Genomic DNA, 21,083 nt, shown 5'->3' with positions numbered 1-21,083 from the left:
CCGACTCGTACAATGAGAACAAAAAAAGAACAAGCGGCCGCCATTCCGAGCCATCGCACGCATTGACCAATATGGGTTTCGAAAGCTCAAGCAACATCCTGGCGCGACAACAGTCGGCCCCGTTGTGTAGCTCGTACCCAGCGGGCCCATCAGGCTGCCTCTTGCAGCATTTCGGCCGCTGCACGCTCGACGGGCGACTTGGGCAGTTCGCCTGATTCATCGACCATCAATTCCAGCACCGACTGGTCCAGTTTTTTCCAGATTTCCTCTGCGAACATGATGGCATTGGCGTAACTCTCCAGTGTTGTGCGCAAATCTGCATGCCCCAGCCAGGCAATGAGGTTGGCGATCGAAACGTTCGCGATTAGCCACAAGGTCGCGCAGGATGCTCGATATGCGTGGAAACCGTATTGCGGCCCGTAAAGCGTCATCTGCAGCTTGTTATGCCGATAGACCATCGCGCCGTAGCTATAGATCTTACCCGGTTCATCGCTGATGAGTTGATCTGTCGGATCTGCATTCACCTGTGCCATCCACCCCTGAAAATAAGACGCCTGGGTCGCGGAGATTGGGATGTCGCGCTCGCCCGCTGCGGTTTTGGGTGCTTTCCGGATATTATTACCCTTCAGCGTGTGGCGCACCTGAATCCAGTGTTTTCCTTCTTCGTCCTCGTGGATGTCCCAATGGCGCAAGCCGAGTGCTTCGCCGATGCGCAGGCCGAACTTTATCACCAGGATCAGAACCATCAGCAGTGGGCCGGTCGCTGTTTCGAGCCGATCCGACAATTCCCGGCCGAACGGGATGGGATCCTGCTTCTGAAAAAGCGAGCTACTGCCGTAGGGAGCGCGCTTCGGGCCTCCAGGTATTTCCCGCGGAAAACGGACCGGAGGCTCGGCTGCCCCGAACCCGTAGCGCAAAACCTGGCAGAAGACCTGGAGTAGTATCTTTGTGGTGGCAACCGAGAGGGGCTTATCCCAAAGCTTCGCTGCACACTCAATGACAATTTCAAGGTCGATAAATTTCAGCTGTCGATCGCCAACTATCGGGTTGAGATGAAGGCGCAAGTAACGTTCGACCCTCCTCGCCTTTTCGAGCTTCTTCTCAGAAATCAACCGGGTGACGTATTTTGCCCCAGCCTTTTCGAAGGTGCCCTCGCCCGGTCCTTTTTTTAAGTCTGCTTGCCGGACAGTGAACTTTGCCTCGGCCAGATTCTTTTCCTCGGCGGTATCGTGCACAAGGCGTTGGCGTTTGCCAGTTCTCGGGTTCTTTGTGTTGGCCAGATAGCCCTTGCCATTTTTGCGTGCGGTCACTTCTGGTTCTCCGTGTTTGGGCGTGCGCCAGCACGCGGCCAAAGCCACGATTTGGGTCGACGCCGTCTTTGGTAGGAATAAGGGTTAAGGCTGACTGATCAGCAAGTTTCCAAGCGCTTGGCCAACCGCCTGGGCGCGGGCCATATCCGAGTGTGAGTTGGGCGGCTTGATCAGGTCGCCATACCGACGGCTGAACGAGTAGTGACAGGCATACCCAGCATGAGCCTGAATCTTGATATGGTTGGCGCGTGAGGCGTTGAGGCGGGCGGCCACCCCTCGGTCGCGGAAGTCCTCGAGCTTGTACGGTTTTTCAGTCTTGCGACTGACGATCTTGGCCATTGCCTGAGTGGCATAAAGCGATTCACGCAATTTGCGCGGTATCAGTGTCCGTGCATTGGGCTTGCCGTTTGGCCCAAGCACGTTGACCACGAATTCGCTACCGATGCTCTGAGAAAGGGCAATGGCGGTCCGAAGCATTTCCATAAGCTTGTCAGACAACTGTTGGCTGGTCCGCTTCGCATTTGGCAGCACCGGTCGAATGTCGTTGAAGTTTGAGTTGTACGTGTGGGTGACCCTGAGGACCTTGCGTTCAAAGTCGACGTCGGAGATGCGTAGCGCCGCAACCTCCAGACTGGTCATATTTGCCTCCTCGATTAATGAGATGCCGAGAAGCGCGAACTCTGGCAGTTTTTCTAAGATATTTTCGCGCGCTTTGGGGTCGGGAAGATCGGGCTTGGGCGCGGGACGAGACCGTCTGTTGGTCGGGTCGGTGCGCCACTTCGCAACTGGATTGTACGCAAGACGACCCTCGCTCACTGCGACCTTGAGACATGTATAGACCGTATCGATGTAATTGTGGGCGGTCTGGGGGCAATGGATGCTGTCCGAGTTGAGCAGTGCAGAATAGAGGCGCCCGATATCATCTGCGTCGGTAGCAGCAAGTTTGACGTCCCCCACCAGCGATAGGCAGAGGTTCAGGTGAGTGCGGATGTGACGGCCGTACGTTGTGTCCTCGCCGGGGGCCTTGTAGCTGATGAAGTGGCGTATCCAGGCGCGCAACGTCTGCCTGCGCCGAACGCGATCATCGTGTGTCTCGGCTTCGACTGTGGCAGTCTCCGGGTCGTCAAATCCGGGTTGAAAGCGCACGCCATCGCGAACGTATGGGAAGACGTATTTGAGCTTTCCGTTTTCGATTCGAGTATGGATACCCATGGCTGACACCCCGTGATACAACGCCGTTTGTCTGGCGCGTCATAAGCATCGGGGCAGTATTACCTGTAGGTCAAAGGAAATGATCCGCACTTGCACTTGGTGCCATGTAAGGATTGTTGCAAGGATAGCGCTGGAAGCACTTTCTGTAAGGTAAGGTAATTTTGGAACACCAAAGGATAGATTCCCAATCCTTACAGTGCCTGCCCAAGTACCTGCGAACGCGAGCTTTTTGCGCGCCGCGTGAGAAAAATGTAGTGGAATAGATTTGGCCCACCTGGTAGGTGGATCGTGCGCTGATTTATGACGCTCTTTGTAAAAAGTCAGGGCAGCCGGGCGTTTCGCGGCCCTAGCGCTGGCAATCGGTGCCCTGCGACTTTTCACCCTCGTTCCGTAATCCTTCAGTCGTTCCGATCCGTAAAATTGCATTCATCGGATAATTAACAGGAATCCAGTTCAGGTTCGGATTCTAGCGGACCCATTCAGCTCGCCGTTTTTGGGGCCCCGGTTAGGACGGTCCGGTACGCAAGCATGGGTCGCAGGTTCGATGCGCGAGGGTTTTCGAAGCCCCCTGCGCCGCATATGAGGTGGATGCGTCGCCAAATCACCGCGGCATTGTCGCCAGGAAACCATTGAGCCCGACAGCCACTCTGATTATTGGTAGGTCCGCTTCGCTGCGACCGGCGGCCGAAGTGACGGTGGGCCAAGCGCAGGGACAGGTGCTTGTCAACGGACTCGTGCCACTGTGGGGTCATAACTTTTGACGCGATAATTGGTCCCGAAAAGGTTCGCATATGCCACTGCACCGATTGCCAGCAGCTGTCTGGAGCCGCCTTCCGGGTCATGGCTCCATGCTCGGAGGGAGACTTCCGATTGAAGACAGACGAGCCCAAAATCTGAGTGAAGACGGACGAAAGTGGTAGGCGCCGCCAGCAGGCGTTTTGCGCGGACTGGGGTTCGCCTATTTGTGCAACATCCGACGGGCCGAAAGCGTCAAGAAGCCTAGGGCTTCGAGTTGGCGTGCATTGCCGAAGACGGAACTGCGTTCCGCCAGTAGTGCGGGCTCGACTGTTCGGGGTGGGGGGCGCGTCGCAACCGGCGTCCGCAGCTAAGTTGTTGGAGTTCGGGTTCGCGCAGGCGCTGGGGCCACTCAAGGTCAATCTCTCACGGCAACATTAGACCAAAACTATGGTGTCGGGAGTTGAATGCGCGATCAGCACTCCTACCAAGTCCGCGCTCACTCGTCGGCATTCGAGCGAAGGGTCAGGCAACGTTTTTGCTGCAACAACACCAACTGCAGTGCAATTGGGACTTATCCCAAAACCGGCCACTTTTGACGCTTGTGCGAACCTATGTTTCCAAGTCAGAATGTAATTGATCAATATAGCGCGCCTTTTCTCATCAGAGAGTCAAACGACCTGTGCAGCGAGAAATGTGAATTATGAAGCTCTCAAAGATTGATCTGGCAGAAATTTCTTGTCGTTTTTTTTGCGCTATTCTTCCGATTATACTGTTTGGGTGTGGAGCTTTGGAAAAATATCCGCCTGACCTGCAAAAATACATAAAGGTAATTGAAGAAACGCCGGGCGGTGGGATGTTGGATTTTCGAAAAGATGTGTCGAAGACGGTTTGCTCGATGTTTTCGATCGATGATTTTCGAGACGGCAATGCTCAATATGGCGACGCGGAAGTCTCCGTCCATAACATTGAGGGCGGAGTTCGAGTAGAAATAATGGTGACAAGGCTAATGCAGTTTAAAAGGGCCCTAATCGTCGAGTCTCAACCGACTGAGTGCTCAGCAATGGTCGAGTCTTACTATCTGTAGGCAATGTCTTAATTTTTGGAGGGAAAATTGGCAAACGCAAGCGGATATGAATACATTGAGATTGTCTTCAGAGATTCTGGCATGTTCGGTGCGAACCATGCTTTTTTGCTATATCATCCACTAGAAAGCTATGACTTCCAAACAAGAGCGATAAGTGGAGGTCCTGAACGAAACTCACCGGACTTTTCCGATCCGCTTCGTCCATGGGGCCAAATCGTGGTTACGGAAGGCCCATATGTAGATGGTCAGTACGATTACAGATTTCGATTCTCAGAGGACCGCCAAATAGTAGCTGTGGGCGAGGACTTGTCTTCGGTGTGGCAGAGTGCTGCGACTATGGCGATGGGTATTCATGCCGATGGCCATGCCTACTTAGGCCATACTAACAATAGCAATACGGTAGTTGGCTCAATACTGTCTAGACTAGGGCTGGATGTGCCGGGAAATTATGCGCCTGGGTTGCACGATGATCTGGGGTACGGAGAATATGGTTTCTTTGGGCGTTCCGCCCCGGATTCCGAATACTCGGTGTCCAATCAAGCTGCGGCTATGGAGCATTTCTGTTTTGATGGAAGCGTCTCCGTGCTTATGTCGGACGGCTCGGTGAAGGCAATTCGTGACATTCGAGCTGGGGACTTGGTAAAGGCGTTTGACGCGAATTCTGAGGTAGGACGGGGAGATCTTGCCAATAGACAGGTACGGCGTGTCTTTGAGAACGTCACCGAGGAATTCATCGTTCTGAGTAATGGCGCTGTAGTTACACCGGGTCATCATTACCTGTGCCATGATGGCCGATTCAGGCCAGTCTCAGACATAATTGGTAGTGGCCTTAGAGTCGTCTCTGCTGAGGGAGATCTAGTCCGGATTGACGGGAGTGCAGTAAGGTTTTCATCGAGTACTGCGGGGCTTTTTGAACTGGCCGAAGGTTTATTCCAGCCCGTCGTCGGCGACTTGGCAATGTCCCCAGTACAGAAAACCGGCTGGAAAACTTATAATATAGAAGTAGAGGGATTGCACACATTCGTTGCTGGTGGATTGCGAGTCCATAACGCCTCTGTCTCACTCCCAGCGTTGTCTGATGCGCTCAGCGGAAACGGTATCGGGGGGCGTCTGGCGGCAGAAGAGTGGAACTCTAGACAATCGAACCCCTACGATAGTATTCAGGACCGCCCCTTCGGTCCCGATCGCGCGGTTTTTAACGCCGGCTCGACCAGCGAACTCTATTCCCAGCAGGAAAAAGTCTGGCGCTCCGATCTACTGAAGCAGATGACCAAGGCCGATGGCTCGTCGCAGTGGGTCGTCCAGTACACAGATGCCAACGGAAACGTCATAACCAAGGATCCTGAAACCGGCGCCCGGATTGACCCCACTAAGCTTTCCGCGGGATCAATTGACCCCGCCAATGTTGGGCCGAAGAATTCCTACAATGATGGCGAGTACGACAGTTCGACGTACACCCGCAACAGCGACGGGAGTTGGACGAACAACTACACCGGGCAAACCACCTCGGCAACGAACTATGTGTCGGCCAATACCGGCGAACCCCTCTACCAGCAGACTGTCAAACACTATAACAACGACACCGGAAAATTCGAGGATCGGGTCGTCTACCGGCCGGCGCCATCCAGTTCCAGTTCAAGCTCGAGTTCCAGTTCGGATCGCTGGGGCGATGGCCCCGCACAGAGCCTAGTTGGCCCCATCCTCATCGACCTTGACGGGGACGGCATTCGTCTGACCACGTTGGGCACGTCCAACACCTTCATGAACCTTGCTGACGACGGCAAGCAGCATCGGACGGCGTGGGCTGGCACCGGGGACGGCGTGCTGGTGCGCGACGCTGGAAATGACGGGGTTATCGATCAGCGTAGCGAGCTCGTGTTTACCGAGTGGGACAAAAGCGCCAAATCCGACCTCCAGGCGCTGCTGTCGATCTTCGACAGCAACAACAACGGCAAGCTCGACGCGGGTGACACGGACTGGTCTCTGTTTAAGGTCATGGTGACCAATGCGGATGGCACCACCACCCTCACGACGCTGGGTGCGCTGAACATCACAGAGATCACCCTGGTCAGCAACAATCAGACGGTTGAATATTCGGATGGGTCGACGGTCCTTGGCGGCGCCATCTACAAGCGCGGCGACGGCAGCACCGGGATGGTCGCCGACACCAAGCTCGCCCATGAGACCGATGGTTTCGTGGTCACCAGGACGGTGACCCATCATCAGGACGGTTCGACTACAATCCTTAACAGCGCGACTAAGGCTGATGGCAGCATTGCCCACACCACCGCTAGCACGACCAGCGCCGATGGCAGTACCCGCACGATAGAATTCGATGACGATGGCGACGGCATCAATGACCGGGTCGTTGTCGAGACGCGCTCGGTGGCTGGCAATGGCGAGGTTACCGAGACCCGACTCGACTATGACGGGTCCGGTACGATCCTGCAGCGGCGCCAGGTGACCGAAACCAGTGCCGATGGCAAGACAGTCGAGGTGAGCTTCGACCTGTCTGGCTCCGGAACACGGTTTGATCGCGTTGAGACGCGGGTCACGGGCAATGACGGAAGCCTCACTGTCACCATTGAGACGCTCAACGCGGATGGGTCGACCCGCAGCGAGACCACTACCACAACGAGTGCCGACGGCTTGAGTAAGACAACTCAGGCAGACACCACTGGCGACGGGGTCATCAATGCTTCTCAGATCGAGAGTACCTCGGTGGCTGGAAGCGGGACGCGCACAGAAACCGTCACCAGCTATGCGGGCAGCGGTACATCGTCGGCTCACCGGATCGGCAGCACCGTGACAACGGTCAGCGCAGATGCCAGCGACAAGACGATCGAAGTCGACATGGATGGTGACGGCGACTTGGATCTCGAAACGTCGAGTGTCATTGTCCGCAACCTGGATGATAGCACCACAACGACCGTCGAGATTCGCAATAACGACAATAGCCTGCGCAGCAGCGCGACAACCGATTTGAGCGAAGATGGTTTGGATCGGACTGTAAGTTCCGACCTTGATGGCGACGGCGACACAGATAGCGTCGTTCGCGATCTCAGAGTGATTGCCGGTGACGGATCGACGACACGCACGGTCACAGCACGTGCCGGCAACAACGATCTGTTGAGCCAGACCGTCACGACATGGAGCGCGGACGGCAAGACCCGGAGCACGTCTATCGACAGCGATGGTGACGGACAGATCGACCGCACCCAAACCGTTGCTGTGGTGGGAACCGATACGGTTGAGACCTCCGAGGTCTACTCGCCCAACGGCGCGAACCTGGTGTCCAAGACGATCACCACGACGAGCAGTGATGGATTGACCCGTTCCACCCAGCTTGATGCAGACGGCAACGGCGTTGTGGACGCCATCCGCCGCACCACAACGGTGATCAATCAAGACGGCTCGTCCACCAAGACCCAGATCCTGCGCGATGGGTCCGACACCACAGACATCACGCGGACGGTAACAGAGACAAGTGCAGACGGGTTGAGCAGCAGCGTTGAGACCTTCAACGAAGGAGAAACCAGCCCCCACAAGACCGTCACGAGCGTGAGGGTCCTCAATGGTGATGGTTCGACAACCCAGACCGTCACCACTTATGCGGGTTCAAGTCTGGCTGTTGCCGCAAAGGCAGTCACACAAACAAGCGCTGACCGCCTGACCTCTACGACCTCGACCTATGTCGGAACGAACACCAGTCCAGAAACCGTCACCACGAGCGTAACCGCTTCCGACGGTTCACGCACTGAAACCGTTGTCGGATATAGCCCGGACGGCTCGGTCCTGCTCGGACGAACCGTGACCACCATTAGCGCCAATGGCCTGGTGGTAGCTAGGAAGACGGATGCGGATGGCGACGGTGACTTCGACAGCACCGAAGTCGAAGCCAAAGTCCTCAATACGGACGGGACCACCCAAATCACAACCACGCGGTATGCCGGCATTGGCACGACCACGGCTGACAAGATTGACAGCAGCGTCACGGTTGTCAGCGGCAACGGCCTTTCGATCGAGACCGAACGCGATGCCGATGGTGACGGCATCATCGACAGCCAGGTCACCGAAGTTACGGTTCTCAACAGTGATGGTTCGACGACACGCACGACGACCAACTTCAATGGCGACGGCATGGTCCAAACAGGGCGCCTTGTCGCCACGGTCAGCGATGATGGCCTCAGCAAGACGTCGTGGAAATACTTAGGTGACTCCACCACGCCAGATATCAAGGAAACCGAGACAACCGTCCTCAACGCCGACGGGTCCCGCACCGTGACGACCACCACACGGAGCCAGGACAATAGTCTTGTCCGTCAGAACGTCACCACAATTAGTGGGGACGGCCTCTCCGCGTCGACGGTCATCGACCTCGACGGTGATGGCGTGACCGACAAGACGATCGAGACAGTGACCACTGCCAGTGGATCGGTGACCACGGAAACCGAAACCTTCGATGGCGCCACGTTGGAATCGCGTTCGGTCCGCGCCGTGAGCGCCACTGGACTGTCCATTACGGTTGAAACTGATCTGGATGGCGACACGGCGATCGATCGCAAGACCACGGACGTGACGACGCTGAATGCCGATGGGTCACGCAGCCGTGTCGAAACCCATTACAAGGCTGGCAATGTCCTCGAGGGGAAAACCACCACCGTCACAAGTGGCGACGGTCTTACCATTGAGAGCACCTTCGAAGCGCTCGGCAGCGGCACCACTCGCACGCGCAGCGAAGTGACCTCCGTTGCGGCTGACGGTACCACCACTCGGGTCGTGGAGAACCGCAAGGGCGACGGGTCTCTCAACGATCGGACGGTTTCCAGCGTCAGCGCTGACGGCACAATGGTCCGCACTACCACCGACATTGACGGCGATGGCACTGTTGATCAGACAGTAGTGAAAGCCAGTCGCGCCGACGGTTCGGTTGTTACATCCTATATGGACGGCACGGTCACTTCTGCCTCTGGCAGAGAATATGGGACCGCCGGCGGAAAGTATGTGCTCGAGTCAGCCAACGGACTGGTACGGACGACGCAGTTTGACGCCGATGGCAACGGCCTGGCCGAAAGGGAGACCGTTGAGTCCTCGGTTATCGGTACGGACGGAGCGCGCGTCAAAACCATCTCTCGCTACGACCTTAGCGGCGGGAACGCAGCCGACGCGAACCCAAGCTACGCCCGATCACTGGTGGAACAGGCCGTCATAACGACGAGCCCGAACGGTCGCACCATCACTTCGGAATGGGATAGGGATGGTGACGGTGTGGCCGAAACCAGCCGCACCGACGAGACCACCTTCAATAGCGACGGCTCGACCACGCGAACCACGACGCATTTCTCCGGCACAACTATGCTGTCGCAGTTCGCCGTGACCCGGAGTGCCGATGGTCTGATCGAAACCCGTGAATGGGACACCAATGGTGACGGCAATGTGGACGAGGTGTCGGTTCGCACCATCGTCAGAAACGCCGACGGATCGACCACGGAAACGGAAACCAACACCACGTTCGGTGGCGCGCCGCTATCTCAGACGATCGTCACAACGAGCGCCGACGGTCGCACAATCACCCTCCAGGAAGACCCGGATGGTGTTGGTGGTCCCGATCGCACCAAGACGACCGAAACTCTGACCCTCGCGGACGGTACGACCGTCGTGACTGTGTCTAAGTACGATGGCGCTGGGACCACACTGCAGGAGCGTACGACCAACACGACCAGTGCAGATGGTCGCATCGTTACCTTCACCCGTGACTCTAATGGCGACGGTGTGGTCGATCAGCTCAAGGATGTGCTTCAACACGTCGATGGCAGCTCGACCGTTGAAATCCGGGACTTCAATGAAACCGGCGGCGTTACCAGCCGGACACTGACGACAAAAACGGCGGATGGCCGCGAGAGCACGGCTCAGCAAGATATCGATGGTGATGGTACCTTCGATCTGTCGACGACCCATCGCTGGCATGACAACGCCGATGGGTCGACCGAGGAAACAGTCGACATCTATCAGATCAGCGCCCGCGCCAGCGACGGCACCGTCGTCGTGATCACGCCATTGCTGGTTCAATCCGCCAAGGTCACCACCAGTGCGGATGGGCGCGTACAGACCAGTTCCGTCGACGTTAATGGCGATGGTACCTTCGACGAGGTGACAACGGCGACTACGCGCCTGGATGGTTCCAGCCTGACGGTTGTGAGCACAACGCCTGCGGCTCGGAACGAACCGGCTTCGCCCAGCGAGGTCAAGTGGGTCTCCGCCATTGTTGCCGGAGCCACCACGGCGGCTCTCACCAAAATCGATGTCGCGGCCGATGGTGTCAATCGCACCGTCCTTGCGGACTTCGATGGCGACGGGCACGACGATCACCTGGAAATCTGGACCATTCGAATTGATGGCTCCCAGCGCGGTCAAATCTGGGACCGCAATTCCTCTGACGTCACTGTCGCCTCGGGGGTGATATCCATCAGCTCTGATGGGCTGATCACGCAGTTGGATCGAGACTCGGACAATGACGGAACCGTTGACTACGTGGAAACCGTCACCATCCGTGTCGACGGAAGCGCGGTAAAGATTGTCGAAACACTCGACGCTAACGGCAACCTTGTCACCAGCTCTGTTACAACCACGCACTCCAACGGTCAGTCGCTGACGATCCGGGGCACGCCTGGAGACGATGTACTAATCGGTGGTCGCTGGAACGATGTGCTTGTTGGCGACGGCGGCAATGACACCTTGGATGGCGGGGCCGGTGCTGACTACATGGTCGGTGGCATCGGAAACGACATCTACATCGTCGACAATGCCGGAGACACGGTTGTCGAGTCGGCCAACGAGGGGACCGATCTTGTTCGGTCGTCCGCATCGTACACGCTGGGTGCACATCTGGAGAACCTCACGCTGATCGGGGGCCAAGACGTCAACGCCACTGGCAATGAGCTCGACAACGTCCTCGTCGGCAATACTGGGGACAATGTTCTCGATGGAGGAGCCGGAAACGACGACATATCTGGCGGAGACGGCGATGATACCTACATCGTCAATTCCACCGGAGACAGCGTCACTGAACTGGCGGGTGAGGGAACGGATTTGGTCCGCTCCTCAATCAGCTACACCCTCGGTGCAAACCTGGAAAATCTGACCCTGACCGGCGGCGGCACAATCGACGGCACGGGCAACGAGCTGTCCAATGTCATTACCGGGAATGGTGCCAACAACGTCCTTTCTGGCTGCGATGGCGATGACGTGCTCATTGGGGGTGGTGGAGCCGACGCGCTCTATGGTGGCAATGGGTTTGACATTGCCTCCTATGAGAACGCGACCAGCGGCGTGCTCGTCCATACCGATGACTACAATCAAAATACCGGAGAAGCTGCCGGCGACACTTACTTCTCGATCGAGGGGCTGCGCGGCAGTGCCTTTGATGACCAGTTGATCATTGTGGCAAATGGGGGCAAGGCTTGGGGCGGCGCTGGTGACGACGAGATCACCGGTGTCGGGACTGACTTGGAACTGCACGGCGAGGCCGGCAGCGACTTTCTTTATGCCCACAATGGCAATGATGCCCTCTATGGCGGCTCCGAGAACGACGAGCTGTTCGGCTATGGTGGCAACGATCTACTTGATGGTGGCACAGGTGCCGACTGGATGGTGGGCGGCTCCGGAAATGATACTTATGTGGTCGACAACGCCGGCGACAGTGTTGTCGAATACTCAGGCGGCGGCACGGACACCGTTCAGTCCTCCATCACCTACTCTCTCGGCTCGCATGTCGAAAACCTCACACTGACCGGTAGCGCCGCGATCAACGGTACCGGCAATAGCGCGAACAACATTCTAACCGGGAATAGCGGCGCCAATGTTCTTGTTGGCGGTGCAGGGCACGACACGCTCGATGGAATGGGCGGCGCCGACACACTCATTGGTGGTACGGGGAACGACACCTACGTGGTCGATGATCTCGGCGACACGGTTTCGGAAGGCTCCGGGGAAGGAACGGACCTCGTACGGGCCTCAATCAACTACACCCTGGGGGCCAACCTCGAAAACCTAACCTTGATCGGCAGCAGTGCCATTAACGGCACCGGTAACGGGTTGAACAACGTCATCACCGGTAACGCCGCCAACAACATTCTCTCGGGTGGCAGCGGCAATGATACTCTCAATGGTGGCGATGGCGATGACACGCTCATCGGTGGTCTCGGGGCCGATGCCCACAATGGCGGCGCTGGCTTCGACTATGTGACCTATGAGGGAGCATCGAGTGGCGTCTATGCACACACTGGCTCTCCTGGGTCGAACACGGGTGAGGCTGCCGGAGACACGTATAGCTCCATAGAAGGTCTGCGCGGCAGCGCGTTCGCGGATGACCTTATCTTGGTGACCGAATCCGGTCGCGTTCACGGTGGTGATGGCGATGACTACATCACCTTCGTTGGTAGCCAGGGTGAACTCTACGGCGATGACGGCAATGACAGCCTCCACGCCCATAACGGCAACGACCAGCTCTACGGCGGAGCGGGCAATGACGATCTCATTGCCTATGGCGGCAACGATTACCTGGACGGAGGTTCGGGCGTTGACTGGATGGTCGGCGGCACCGGCAACGATACCTACGTCGTCGACAATGCCAGTGACTCGGTTATCGAACACTCCGGGGAAGGCACCGATCTGGTTCTGGCGTCGGTGACGCACGCCCTTGCGGCGCATGTCGAGAACCTGACATTGACCGGCAGCGCTGCCATCAATGGCACCGGCAATAGCCTCAACAATGTCCTGATTGGTAATGCCGCTGCGAATGTTCTGAGCGGCGGGGGGGGCAACGACACTCTGGATGGTGGCGCCGGTGCGGACACCATGGCGGGCGGCACAGGCAACGACACGTACCACGTCGATAATGCTGGTGACCTGGTGGTCGAAGCTACGGGTGAGGGCACGGATCAGGTCATCGCGTCCATCAATTATATACTCGGCAACAATGTCGAGAACCTCACCCTGGTCGGCGCTTCCGCGCTAACCGGCACTGGCAACAGCCTGAACAACACCATCATCGGCAATGAATACGCCAACACACTCAATGGTGGTGGCGGTAATGACTGGCTGGACGGTGGTGTTGGCGCGGACACCCTGGTCGGGGGATCGGGCAATGACACCTACGTCGTTGACAATACTGGTGACATTGTCACCGAGCTCGCAGGCGGCGGAACCGACAGTGTCCGATCCTCGATATCCTACACGGTTGGAAACTACGTCGAAAAACTGGTGCTGACCGGCTCTGCCAATATCAACGGCAACGGCAACTCTTTGGCCAACACGCTCGAAGGCAATGTCGGCAACAATACCTTGAGTGGCGGGACCGGGAACGACACCTACGCCTACAACCGGGGCGGTGGTCATGACACCATTGTTGAAAGCGCCACGGGTGGCAGCGCTGACGTTCTTCAAGTCAATGGCGTCAACGGCTACACCCAGACCTATCTCCATGCACAGGGCAAGGATCTGCTGATCGAGATATACGAATCCTACAGCGGAGCCGGCGATAGTGGATCGATCCTGGTCAAGGATTACCTCAATATGGCCGGAGACTACGGCGTCGAAACCATCATCGACGGAGCCAGCAATGTCTGGACCAAGGCCGATATTTTCCAGTTCCTCTACGGCAATAGCTCAGGCGGGCTGTCGATCTGGTCAGGGGCCGACAATGACACGCTGATCGGTACCAACCAGTTTGACGAGTTCCACGGCGGCGACGGCAACGACCAGCTGTTTGGCGGCGCCGGCAATGACGAACTCATTGGAGACGCGGGGGACGACATCCTGGAGGGTCAGACAGGGGACGACTGGTTGGTTGGTGGTACCGGTGCCGACACCTTCGTGTTCCGGGCTGGCACAGGCGAGGATGGCGTCGGCGACTTCGAGGTTGGTGTCGACACGCTTGAACTGCATGACCAAGGCTCGACAGACTTCGCATCCCTGATTGCCAACTCGGCGGAATGGGGCGGCAATGCCTGGCTGCATCTCGACAACGGCGATGTCGTAATTCTCTACGGCGTCGGTCTCAACGACCTCTCCGCCTCTGACTTCCGGTTCATGTAACACATGAGCCTCGCTACTGTCTCTGAACAGCGGGCCCAAGGGCCCGCTGCATCGCGATTGTCCCTGGTTGGTCCGAGCGTTTCCCTGGTCGTCGTCAGTCTGGTCTCGAACCTGCTGATGCTGACAGGGCCGCTCTTCATGCTGCAGGTCTACGACCGGGTGCTGGCCAGCCGGTCGGTCCCCACTCTCGTTGTCCTGACAGGTCTGATTGCAGGCCTCTTTGCCTTCTATGCGTTTCTGGACGCCCTGCGCAGCCGCATGTCGGCGCGATTGGCCAATGTGCTTGATGGCAGGATCTCCGACCGGTTGTTCGCGGCGGCCGTGAAATTCCGCCTCGTCGCCAATGCGCCCAAGACTGCCGATCCGGTCCGAGATGGCGATGTGCTGCGCCAGTTCCTGGCGAGCCCAGCACCCATGACGCTACTCGACCTGCCCTGGGTCCCCGTCTATCTGGTGGTCGTATTCCTGTTTCATGTCTGGCTCGGCTGGCTGGCAGTCGCCGGCAGCGTGGTCATCACCCTGCTGATGGTGATCAACGAAGCCATCGCGCGCCGACCCTCCCAGGAGGCCAATGCCGAGCAACAGCTTCGCCAGCGGCAAAGCGATGATGTTCGCCTCAATGCCGAGACTGTCATTGCCATGGGGATGCTGGATGCCTTGCGCGACCGCTGGCTCTCGCAGTCCAGCCGGATGCTGCAAGCGCAACTCAGAGGCGGTGATCGCGCGGCCTTCTTTTCTTCTGCCACCAAGGGCCTGCGCTTCTTCCTGCAATCGGCTGTGCTGGCCCTCGGTGCCTATCTCGTCATTCAGGGGCAGATGACCCCGGGACTGATGATCGCGGCCTCCGTGGTCACTGCAAGGGCCTTGGCGCCTGTGGAGCAGATTGTGGGGCAGTGGCGGAGCTTCGTCAGCGCCCGCCAGGCCTGGTCGCGCATTCGCAAGGTGCTGGAGGTCAAGGACGCGCCCATGCGAGAGGTGGGACTGCCCCTGCCTTCGAAGTCGTTGAGCGTTCGCGGATTTGCCACTGGGCCGCAGGGTGTCCGGGCTCCAGTTATCTCTGGCGTGACGTTTGAGCTCAGTGCCGGTGAGGGGCTCGGTATTCTGGGCCCATCGGGTTCCGGCAAGTCATCACTGGCGCGGGGTCTGGTAGGCGTGTGGCCGGCCGTGGCAGGCGAAGTCAGGTTCGACGGTGCCATGCTGGCGCACTTCAGGCCCGACCAGATTGGCCAGATGATCGGCTATTTGCCGCAGCGCGTGGATCTCTTTGATGGCACCGTGGCGGAAAACATTGCCCGGTTCCGCCCAGACGCAACGAGCGACGCCATTATCGCCGCAGCCAAGGCAGCAGGTGTGCATGACCTGATCAATTCGCTCCCCGATGGGTATAACAGTTCGGTTGGCGAACAGGGTGATCAACTGAGTGCCGGCCAGCGGCAACGCATTGGGCTAGCCCGCGCCTTGTATGGCGATCCGTTCCTGGTCCTTCTGGACGAGCCCAATTCCAATCTTGATGCCGAAGGTGAAGCGGCGCTCACAGCAGCCATTCAACAGGTCCGGGAGCGGGGCGGTGTTGTCATTGTCATTGCGCATCGTCCCAGTGCCATCGCAGCCGTGGACAAGGTGCTGTTCGTCCAGGGTGGAAAACAGATGGCCTTCGGCCCCAAGGCCGAAGTGCTTCAAAAGATCACCCAGCCCGGCAGCAATGTGCATCCGATCAAGGTGCCGGGCATATGAGCGCCGAAGCCCTATCGCAAGGTCAATCCGATCTCTCCAGCCTCAAACGACATGGTTTGCTGGGCTTGGCCGCCGTCATCGGGCTCATGGGCGGCCTGGTGGGCTGGGCGGCTCTGACCAACATATCCGGCGCCATTATCGCGCCCGGGACCCTGATGGTGGAAAGCAATGCCAAGCAGGTACAGCACGCTGAGGGTGGCATTGTCACCGAACTCCTCGTGCGCAACGAGGACGTCGTTGAAGGCGGCCAGTTGCTGGTTCGTCTCGATCAGACGGCCATCGCCGCCGGCCTTGAGATTTCCGAGGCACAGCTGCGGGAGGCCTTCGCCCGTGAAGCGCGATTGGCGGCCGAGATCGAAGGAAGGGCGAGGGCCGAGCTATCTGACGCTGCCTTGACCATGTTCAGCCCAGGCGAGCTGTCGTCGCTTCTTTACTTGGAGCAGCAGGCCCTAAATGTCCGCCTGGCGACAAAGTCGGGACGTATCGCGCAGCTCAATGAACAGATCGTCCAGTTGAACAAGCAGCGAGAAGGCCTGCTCATCCAGCAACAGGCACTCGAGACCCAGATCGGCATCCTGGACGCAGAGATCGCCGACTTTGACGCCCTCTATGAGCAACGGCTCGTCGCCTCTAGTCGGGGAACCGCGCTCAACAAAGATCTGGCCTCAGCACGCGGACAACTGGGCCAAGTGGTCGCGGCAATTGCTCAAAGCGACGCGGCGGAACGGGCGCTGCAGATCGAACAGATCCGGGATGAGTTTCTGACGGGGGCACTGGCTGAACTTCAGGAAACCCGGGGGCTCATCGTCGAGGCGAGCCAGCGCCGCGTCGCCGAGCGTGACCGGCTGCAGCGCACCGAGATCCGCGCTCCCCAACATGGGGTCGTCCATGAGTCCATTCTGCACACCGTCGGTGGCGTCGTTGCTCCGGGCGAGACGCTGATGCTGATCGTTCCAACCGACGAGCCCTTGTTGGTCAATGTGCGAGTCGATCCGATCGACATTGACAAGGTCTATGTCGGCCAGGAAGTCGTGCTCCGTCTGCCCGGACTAAATCCCCGGACCACGCCGGAGCTCTTTGCATCGATCACCCGCGTCGCGCCGGACGCCACCATCGATACCGCCACAGGGCTGCATTACTACGCCGCGCGTATTTCGATATCTGACGAGGAATTGTCACGCCTGCCAGATGGCGTGCAACTCGTGCCTGGCATGCCCGTCGAAGCTTACATGCAGATCGATGACCGGACGGTACTCTCGTACCTGATCAACCCCTTCACCGAGCAAATGAGACGCGCCCTGCGCGAGGAATGAACGACTGACCAGGATAGAGGAGATACTCAATGAGACTGAAGCTCGTGACCGCTGCAATGCTGGCAATATGCGGCCTGATCGCCCCCGTCCTGGCAGCCAAAAGCCCCCTGAACGACGGCTCATACATATGCCGTAACAAGGGCCAGATCACCGGGTCATTTGAGATCACCGGACCTTCATCATACGTGGATAGCAACGGTCGAGACAGGACATACCAATACGATCCGGGGCTAAACGTTCTTAACTTCGACACCGGAAAACAGTACTTCATCGGAAGTCGCGATCTCCTGATACTTGTCGAAAACGGCCAGCTCGGCAAGCACGGCTGCGTAAGGCAGATCCGGTAGTCGTTCGACGTCGAAAACCTTGAGGGCGTAGGACACTGACTGGCAGCGCCATGTCGGCTTTCGACAGCGCCGCGCAAAAAAGCTGCCGATCGACAACGCGCCCCATTTTAGTCGTTCCAGCCGCGGTTCTGCGTTCCCCATAGCGGACGGATACTGAAGTCCGAGCGTGCCACCCCTGCGTCCAACTGGGAGGCTTGTTGGTTGAGAATGGTGTTCCACGCACCGTACAGGGTCGAGTGCAAAAGCTGGTATCTCTCACCCGCCCGATAAACGACGAGGTTCTTCTCGGGCATGATATAGAGAATCTGCCCGTTCTGGCCCATGAAGTAGGTGAATGGGCCCTGCAGTTCCTAGCCGTCTCGATCGAGCACATTTTGAAGCGTATGGTTGCCGTAGTGGTCGTCTCTTCGCGCGGCCAGGGGAACATCGAGACCGAGAAACTCCCGCCAGAGATTGTTCGGGAGAAAGGACGTTGTTCCTGTTCCATTGGAGGCGAAGAAGATGCCGATGCGTAGCCAATCGCGCGCGGTCGCATAGATGCAGCAATAAGCCGAGACGCTGGTTTCGGCTGAGGGCTTACGCCAGACAGCGGTTTCGGCGCCAGCGGGCATCCAGATCTTTTCTGACAGCAGATCTTCGAGTGGCCGGCCATAGGCGCGCTCGATGACAGCGCCGAGCAAGGCGGTGTTGACGTTCTGGTAGTTGAACGTATCCGGCGGTGTTGGATCCATGGTCAGACCGCTCACCACGGCGTCCACCCCCTGGAAATGCAGGCGAGCAAGCGGGCCGAAAGGATTGGGGAAAGTGTCGCTGTCCTTGAAACTTCCGGGAGCCCCGAAGCTCGCCGTCTTGCTATCGAAATGAACGCCCGAGCGCATGGTGAGGATTTTGCGCAGGGTCATGTCGCTCAATCCCACTGCTACGGGCAGCAAGTCGCCAAGGGTCTGATCGAGGCTTTTGATCTTGCCCTCAGAAATTGCCTTGAAGACCAATGCACCGACGAGGCTTTTGGCGATCGAGAACGAGTTGAGCCGCGTTTGCTGGTCGATACCCAAGCCATAGTGTTCGAGGACCAGCTCGCCGTCACGAGCGGCCAAGAGGGCGCTGCCGCCACTTTCAGAAAAGAGCGTATCGAGATTCGGCTCCAGGCCAGAGACAGGAGAACTCCCTGTCCATCCTGGCTGAGCGGCCCCACGCACCTCGACATATTGACCCGCGTTGCGCCATGTCAGCGTAGGCGAGCTTTCGAGCACCAGCGACATCAGGTGAGGCGCGAAGGCATACAAACCGAGGGCTCCGCCCAGTATCACGGTAGTCGTCAGAGCGAGTAGTCGGCGCATATGCCACCTGAGCGTTCGCGTGTGGTCAGAGGTAACGTGTTCACGCTCCACCACTGAAGGACATCGCTAGCATGTTCAATCGGGAGAAATTTTGACCGGACGTGTCCAATAGGCGTTGGCGCTGCTCAAGAATTCCACTTTCTGGTGGCCGCTGCTATTGCCTGACTTTCTCTGATCCATCTGCACAAAAACTGCTGACGGCATCGTCAGGTTGTGCTCATGCGCAACTCAGATCGCCCACAGCCGCGTCCCGCCGTTCAATTGCCAAGTTGCATCACCAATGATGGCTGGTGGTTGGTGGCCGACCTCCCAATCCCATGCACAAAGGGGCCGAAGCGACCGGGTTGCGCCTTTCTCGTGCTCGATGGAGGCAAGCAAAATGCAAATGACCAGCCCGACAAGTTTGATGTCGGAGAAAGCCAGAGGCCCAGTCGCCGCGGGCGCACTGACAGTCCTGCTGGTTTTCGCCAGTGATCTCCTGCTTTTCGATGTCGAGCCGGGCATCAACCTCTTCATTGCGGCCATGCTCATCTCGATTGCACTCACATTGTTTGCAACGAGGCGGGAACGGTTCGGTCGAGGCGTTTTGGGCGTAGCTACGACGCTCGTCTTTGCCCTGCCCCTGATCGAGGCACCGTCGCTACTTGGGCTGGCACTGGCGGGTCTCGCCCTCGCCTTGGCGGCGCTTATGGTCATGAGGCTGGTGCCGTGCCGGTTGGAGCAACTTCCGACCACGGTGATGCGCTTTCTGCTGCCAGCGCCGATTACGCTCGCCCGCGATGCAGCCTCGCTCGGGCGCGTCGCGCGTCAACATTCCTGGCAGGCAAGCATTAGGGGGCTGTTCGCCTGGATCATGCCGCTGGGGCTTGGACTGGTGTTCGTTCTGTTGTTTGCCGCGGCAAATCCTCTCATTGAGATAGCGCTCGCCACGTTGCGGGTCGACAGCGCACTCAACCTGCTCAACCCGGTTCGTGTTGTCTTCTGGCTGATCATGGCCGCCGGCATCTGGGCGCTGCTGCGGCCAAAGCTGCTGCGATGGCAGAAAATCCGACGGGAAACGTCGTTGTTTGCGCCACGCGAGGCGGCCTGGTTTGGCCATGCGGCAGTCATCCGCTCGCTCGCCATTTTCAATGCGCTCTTCGCCATCGAAACCGCGCTCGATCTCGCCTTTCTGTGGGGCGGCATGGAGCTTCCCACTGGCATGAGCCATGCCGAATATGCCCATCGTGGTGCCTATCCCCTAGTCTTCACGGCGCTTCTGGCCGGAGCCTTCGTTCTGGTCGCCATGCGCAGTGATGGACCGGGCCAGAAAAGCCGACTCATCCGGGCCCTCGTCTATGCCTTCATCGCCCAGAACGTGCTGCTGTGCCTTTCTGCCATGCTGCGGCTCAAGCTCTACGTAGAAGTCTATTCGCTCACCGAACTGCGTCTTGCCGCCGGGATATGGATGGGCCTGGTGGCTGCCGGGCTTGTGTTCATCTCGCTGCGCATCTGGTGGCGGAAATCCAATACCTGGCTCGTCGCCTTAAATGTCGTGGCGCTGGTCTTTGTGCTCTATGGGGCAGCGCTGGTCGATTTTTCGGCCGTCATCGCACGTTTCAATGTGGAGCATAGTCTGGAAGTCAGCGGACAGGGCCTTGCCCTGGATTTCGATTATCTCGAGGAGCTGGGCTCCACGGCTATCCCCGCTCTTGATGTGTTCATCGCATCGCTAGGACCCAAGCAGGCCGCCTGGGAAAAAGCGCACCACCTGCGGGCCAAGCTCGATCATGATTTCAGGCGCCCAAGCCCGGAGTGGCGGAGTTGGTCGTGGCGTGCCCATCGATTGGCTGAGTATCTCACGCTCGATCCGGTTGCCTATGTGCATTCAACGCTGCAAAACAATGGTTTGATGCCGAGGTAGCGGTTTG

At 58.2% G+C, this 21,083-nt stretch carries 10 protein-coding genes; 7 read left to right on the top strand and 3 right to left on the bottom strand.

Annotation, left to right across the window (positions count from 1 at the left end; genetic code table 11):
- Nucleotides 1-149: 149 nt before the first annotated feature.
- Together QZ564_RS02770 and QZ564_RS02765 are read right to left on the bottom strand one after the other, a co-directional pair.
- Entirely contained in the window at nucleotides 150-1,310 is a 1,161-nt protein-coding gene (locus QZ564_RS02770; RefSeq protein ID WP_297104212.1) for a tyrosine-type recombinase/integrase, read from the bottom strand.
- A gap of 84 nt (nucleotides 1,311-1,394) precedes the next feature.
- Entirely contained in the window at nucleotides 1,395-2,522 is a 1,128-nt protein-coding gene (locus QZ564_RS02765; protein WP_297104209.1) for a hypothetical protein, read from the bottom strand.
- Between the two features lie 720 nt (nucleotides 2,523-3,242).
- Between QZ564_RS02765 and QZ564_RS19185 the strand changes: the two genes are divergently transcribed.
- The 6 genes from QZ564_RS19185 to QZ564_RS02740 all read left to right on the top strand — a co-directional run bounded on the left by QZ564_RS19185 (nucleotide 3,243) and on the right by QZ564_RS02740 (nucleotide 17,833).
- A complete protein-coding gene (locus QZ564_RS19185; protein WP_363311428.1) occupies nucleotides 3,243-3,419 on the top strand; it encodes a GFA family protein in 177 nt (58 codons plus the stop codon).
- A 541-nt stretch (nucleotides 3,420-3,960) separates the two neighbouring features.
- Entirely contained in the window at nucleotides 3,961-4,344 is a 384-nt protein-coding gene (locus QZ564_RS02760; RefSeq protein WP_297104206.1) for a hypothetical protein, read from the top strand.
- A 1,071-nt stretch (nucleotides 4,345-5,415) separates the two neighbouring features.
- The gene (locus QZ564_RS02755; RefSeq protein ID WP_297104203.1) at nucleotides 5,416-14,439 is read left to right on the top strand and encodes a hypothetical protein; all 9,024 of its coding nucleotides are present in this window, start codon (nucleotides 5,416-5,418) and stop codon (nucleotides 14,437-14,439) included.
- A gap of 3 nt (nucleotides 14,440-14,442) precedes the next feature.
- The gene (locus QZ564_RS02750; RefSeq protein WP_297104200.1) at nucleotides 14,443-16,173 is read left to right on the top strand and encodes a type I secretion system permease/ATPase; all 1,731 of its coding nucleotides are present in this window, start codon (nucleotides 14,443-14,445) and stop codon (nucleotides 16,171-16,173) included.
- Nucleotides 16,170-17,486 (top strand): HlyD family type I secretion periplasmic adaptor subunit, encoded by a 1,317-nt coding sequence (locus QZ564_RS02745; protein WP_297104197.1) that lies wholly within the window; start codon nucleotides 16,170-16,172, stop codon nucleotides 17,484-17,486. Before QZ564_RS02750 ends, QZ564_RS02745 begins: the two co-directional genes overlap by 4 nt.
- 29 nt (nucleotides 17,487-17,515) lie before the next feature.
- Complete coding sequence (locus QZ564_RS02740) at nucleotides 17,516-17,833, top strand: hypothetical protein (protein WP_297104194.1); 318 nt, start codon at nucleotides 17,516-17,518, stop codon at nucleotides 17,831-17,833.
- Between the two features lie 350 nt (nucleotides 17,834-18,183).
- Here the strand turns inward: QZ564_RS02740 and QZ564_RS02735 are convergent, their stop codons facing one another.
- Nucleotides 18,184-19,173, bottom strand: a complete 990-nt coding sequence (locus tag QZ564_RS02735; RefSeq protein WP_297104191.1) for a serine hydrolase — start codon at nucleotides 19,171-19,173, stop codon at nucleotides 18,184-18,186.
- A 379-nt stretch (nucleotides 19,174-19,552) separates the two neighbouring features.
- Here QZ564_RS02735 and QZ564_RS02730 point away from each other — a divergent pair, with 379 nt between their 5' ends.
- Nucleotides 19,553-21,076: a DUF4173 domain-containing protein gene (locus tag QZ564_RS02730; protein WP_297104188.1), complete on the top strand. Its 1,524-nt coding sequence runs from the start codon at nucleotides 19,553-19,555 to the stop codon at nucleotides 21,074-21,076.
- Nucleotides 21,077-21,083: the final 7 nt, after the last annotated feature.

This window comes from uncultured Devosia sp., from assembly GCF_913055165.1.
Lineage (GTDB): Bacteria > Pseudomonadota > Alphaproteobacteria > Rhizobiales > Devosiaceae > Devosia.
The sequence above is the reverse complement of the archived record's forward strand: the minus strand, read 5'-3'. Positions and strand labels throughout refer to the sequence as shown.

What these genes read in the sequence shown, in the direction of transcription:
- QZ564_RS02765 (WP_297104209.1), bottom strand. Translation starts at nt 2,522, where the DNA reads ATGGGTATCCATACTCGAATCGAAAACGGAAAGCTCAAATACGTCTTC.
- QZ564_RS02760 (WP_297104206.1), top strand. Translation starts at nt 3,961, where the DNA reads ATGAAGCTCTCAAAGATTGATCTGGCAGAAATTTCTTGTCGTTTTTTT.
- QZ564_RS02750 (WP_297104200.1), top strand. Translation starts at nt 14,443, where the DNA reads ATGAGCCTCGCTACTGTCTCTGAACAGCGGGCCCAAGGGCCCGCTGCA.
- QZ564_RS02745 (WP_297104197.1), top strand. Translation starts at nt 16,170, where the DNA reads ATGAGCGCCGAAGCCCTATCGCAAGGTCAATCCGATCTCTCCAGCCTC.
- QZ564_RS02740 (WP_297104194.1), top strand. Translation starts at nt 17,516, where the DNA reads ATGAGACTGAAGCTCGTGACCGCTGCAATGCTGGCAATATGCGGCCTG.
- QZ564_RS02735 (WP_297104191.1), bottom strand. Translation starts at nt 19,173, where the DNA reads ATGCGCCGACTACTCGCTCTGACGACTACCGTGATACTGGGCGGAGCC.
- QZ564_RS02730 (WP_297104188.1), top strand. Translation starts at nt 19,553, where the DNA reads ATGCAAATGACCAGCCCGACAAGTTTGATGTCGGAGAAAGCCAGAGGC.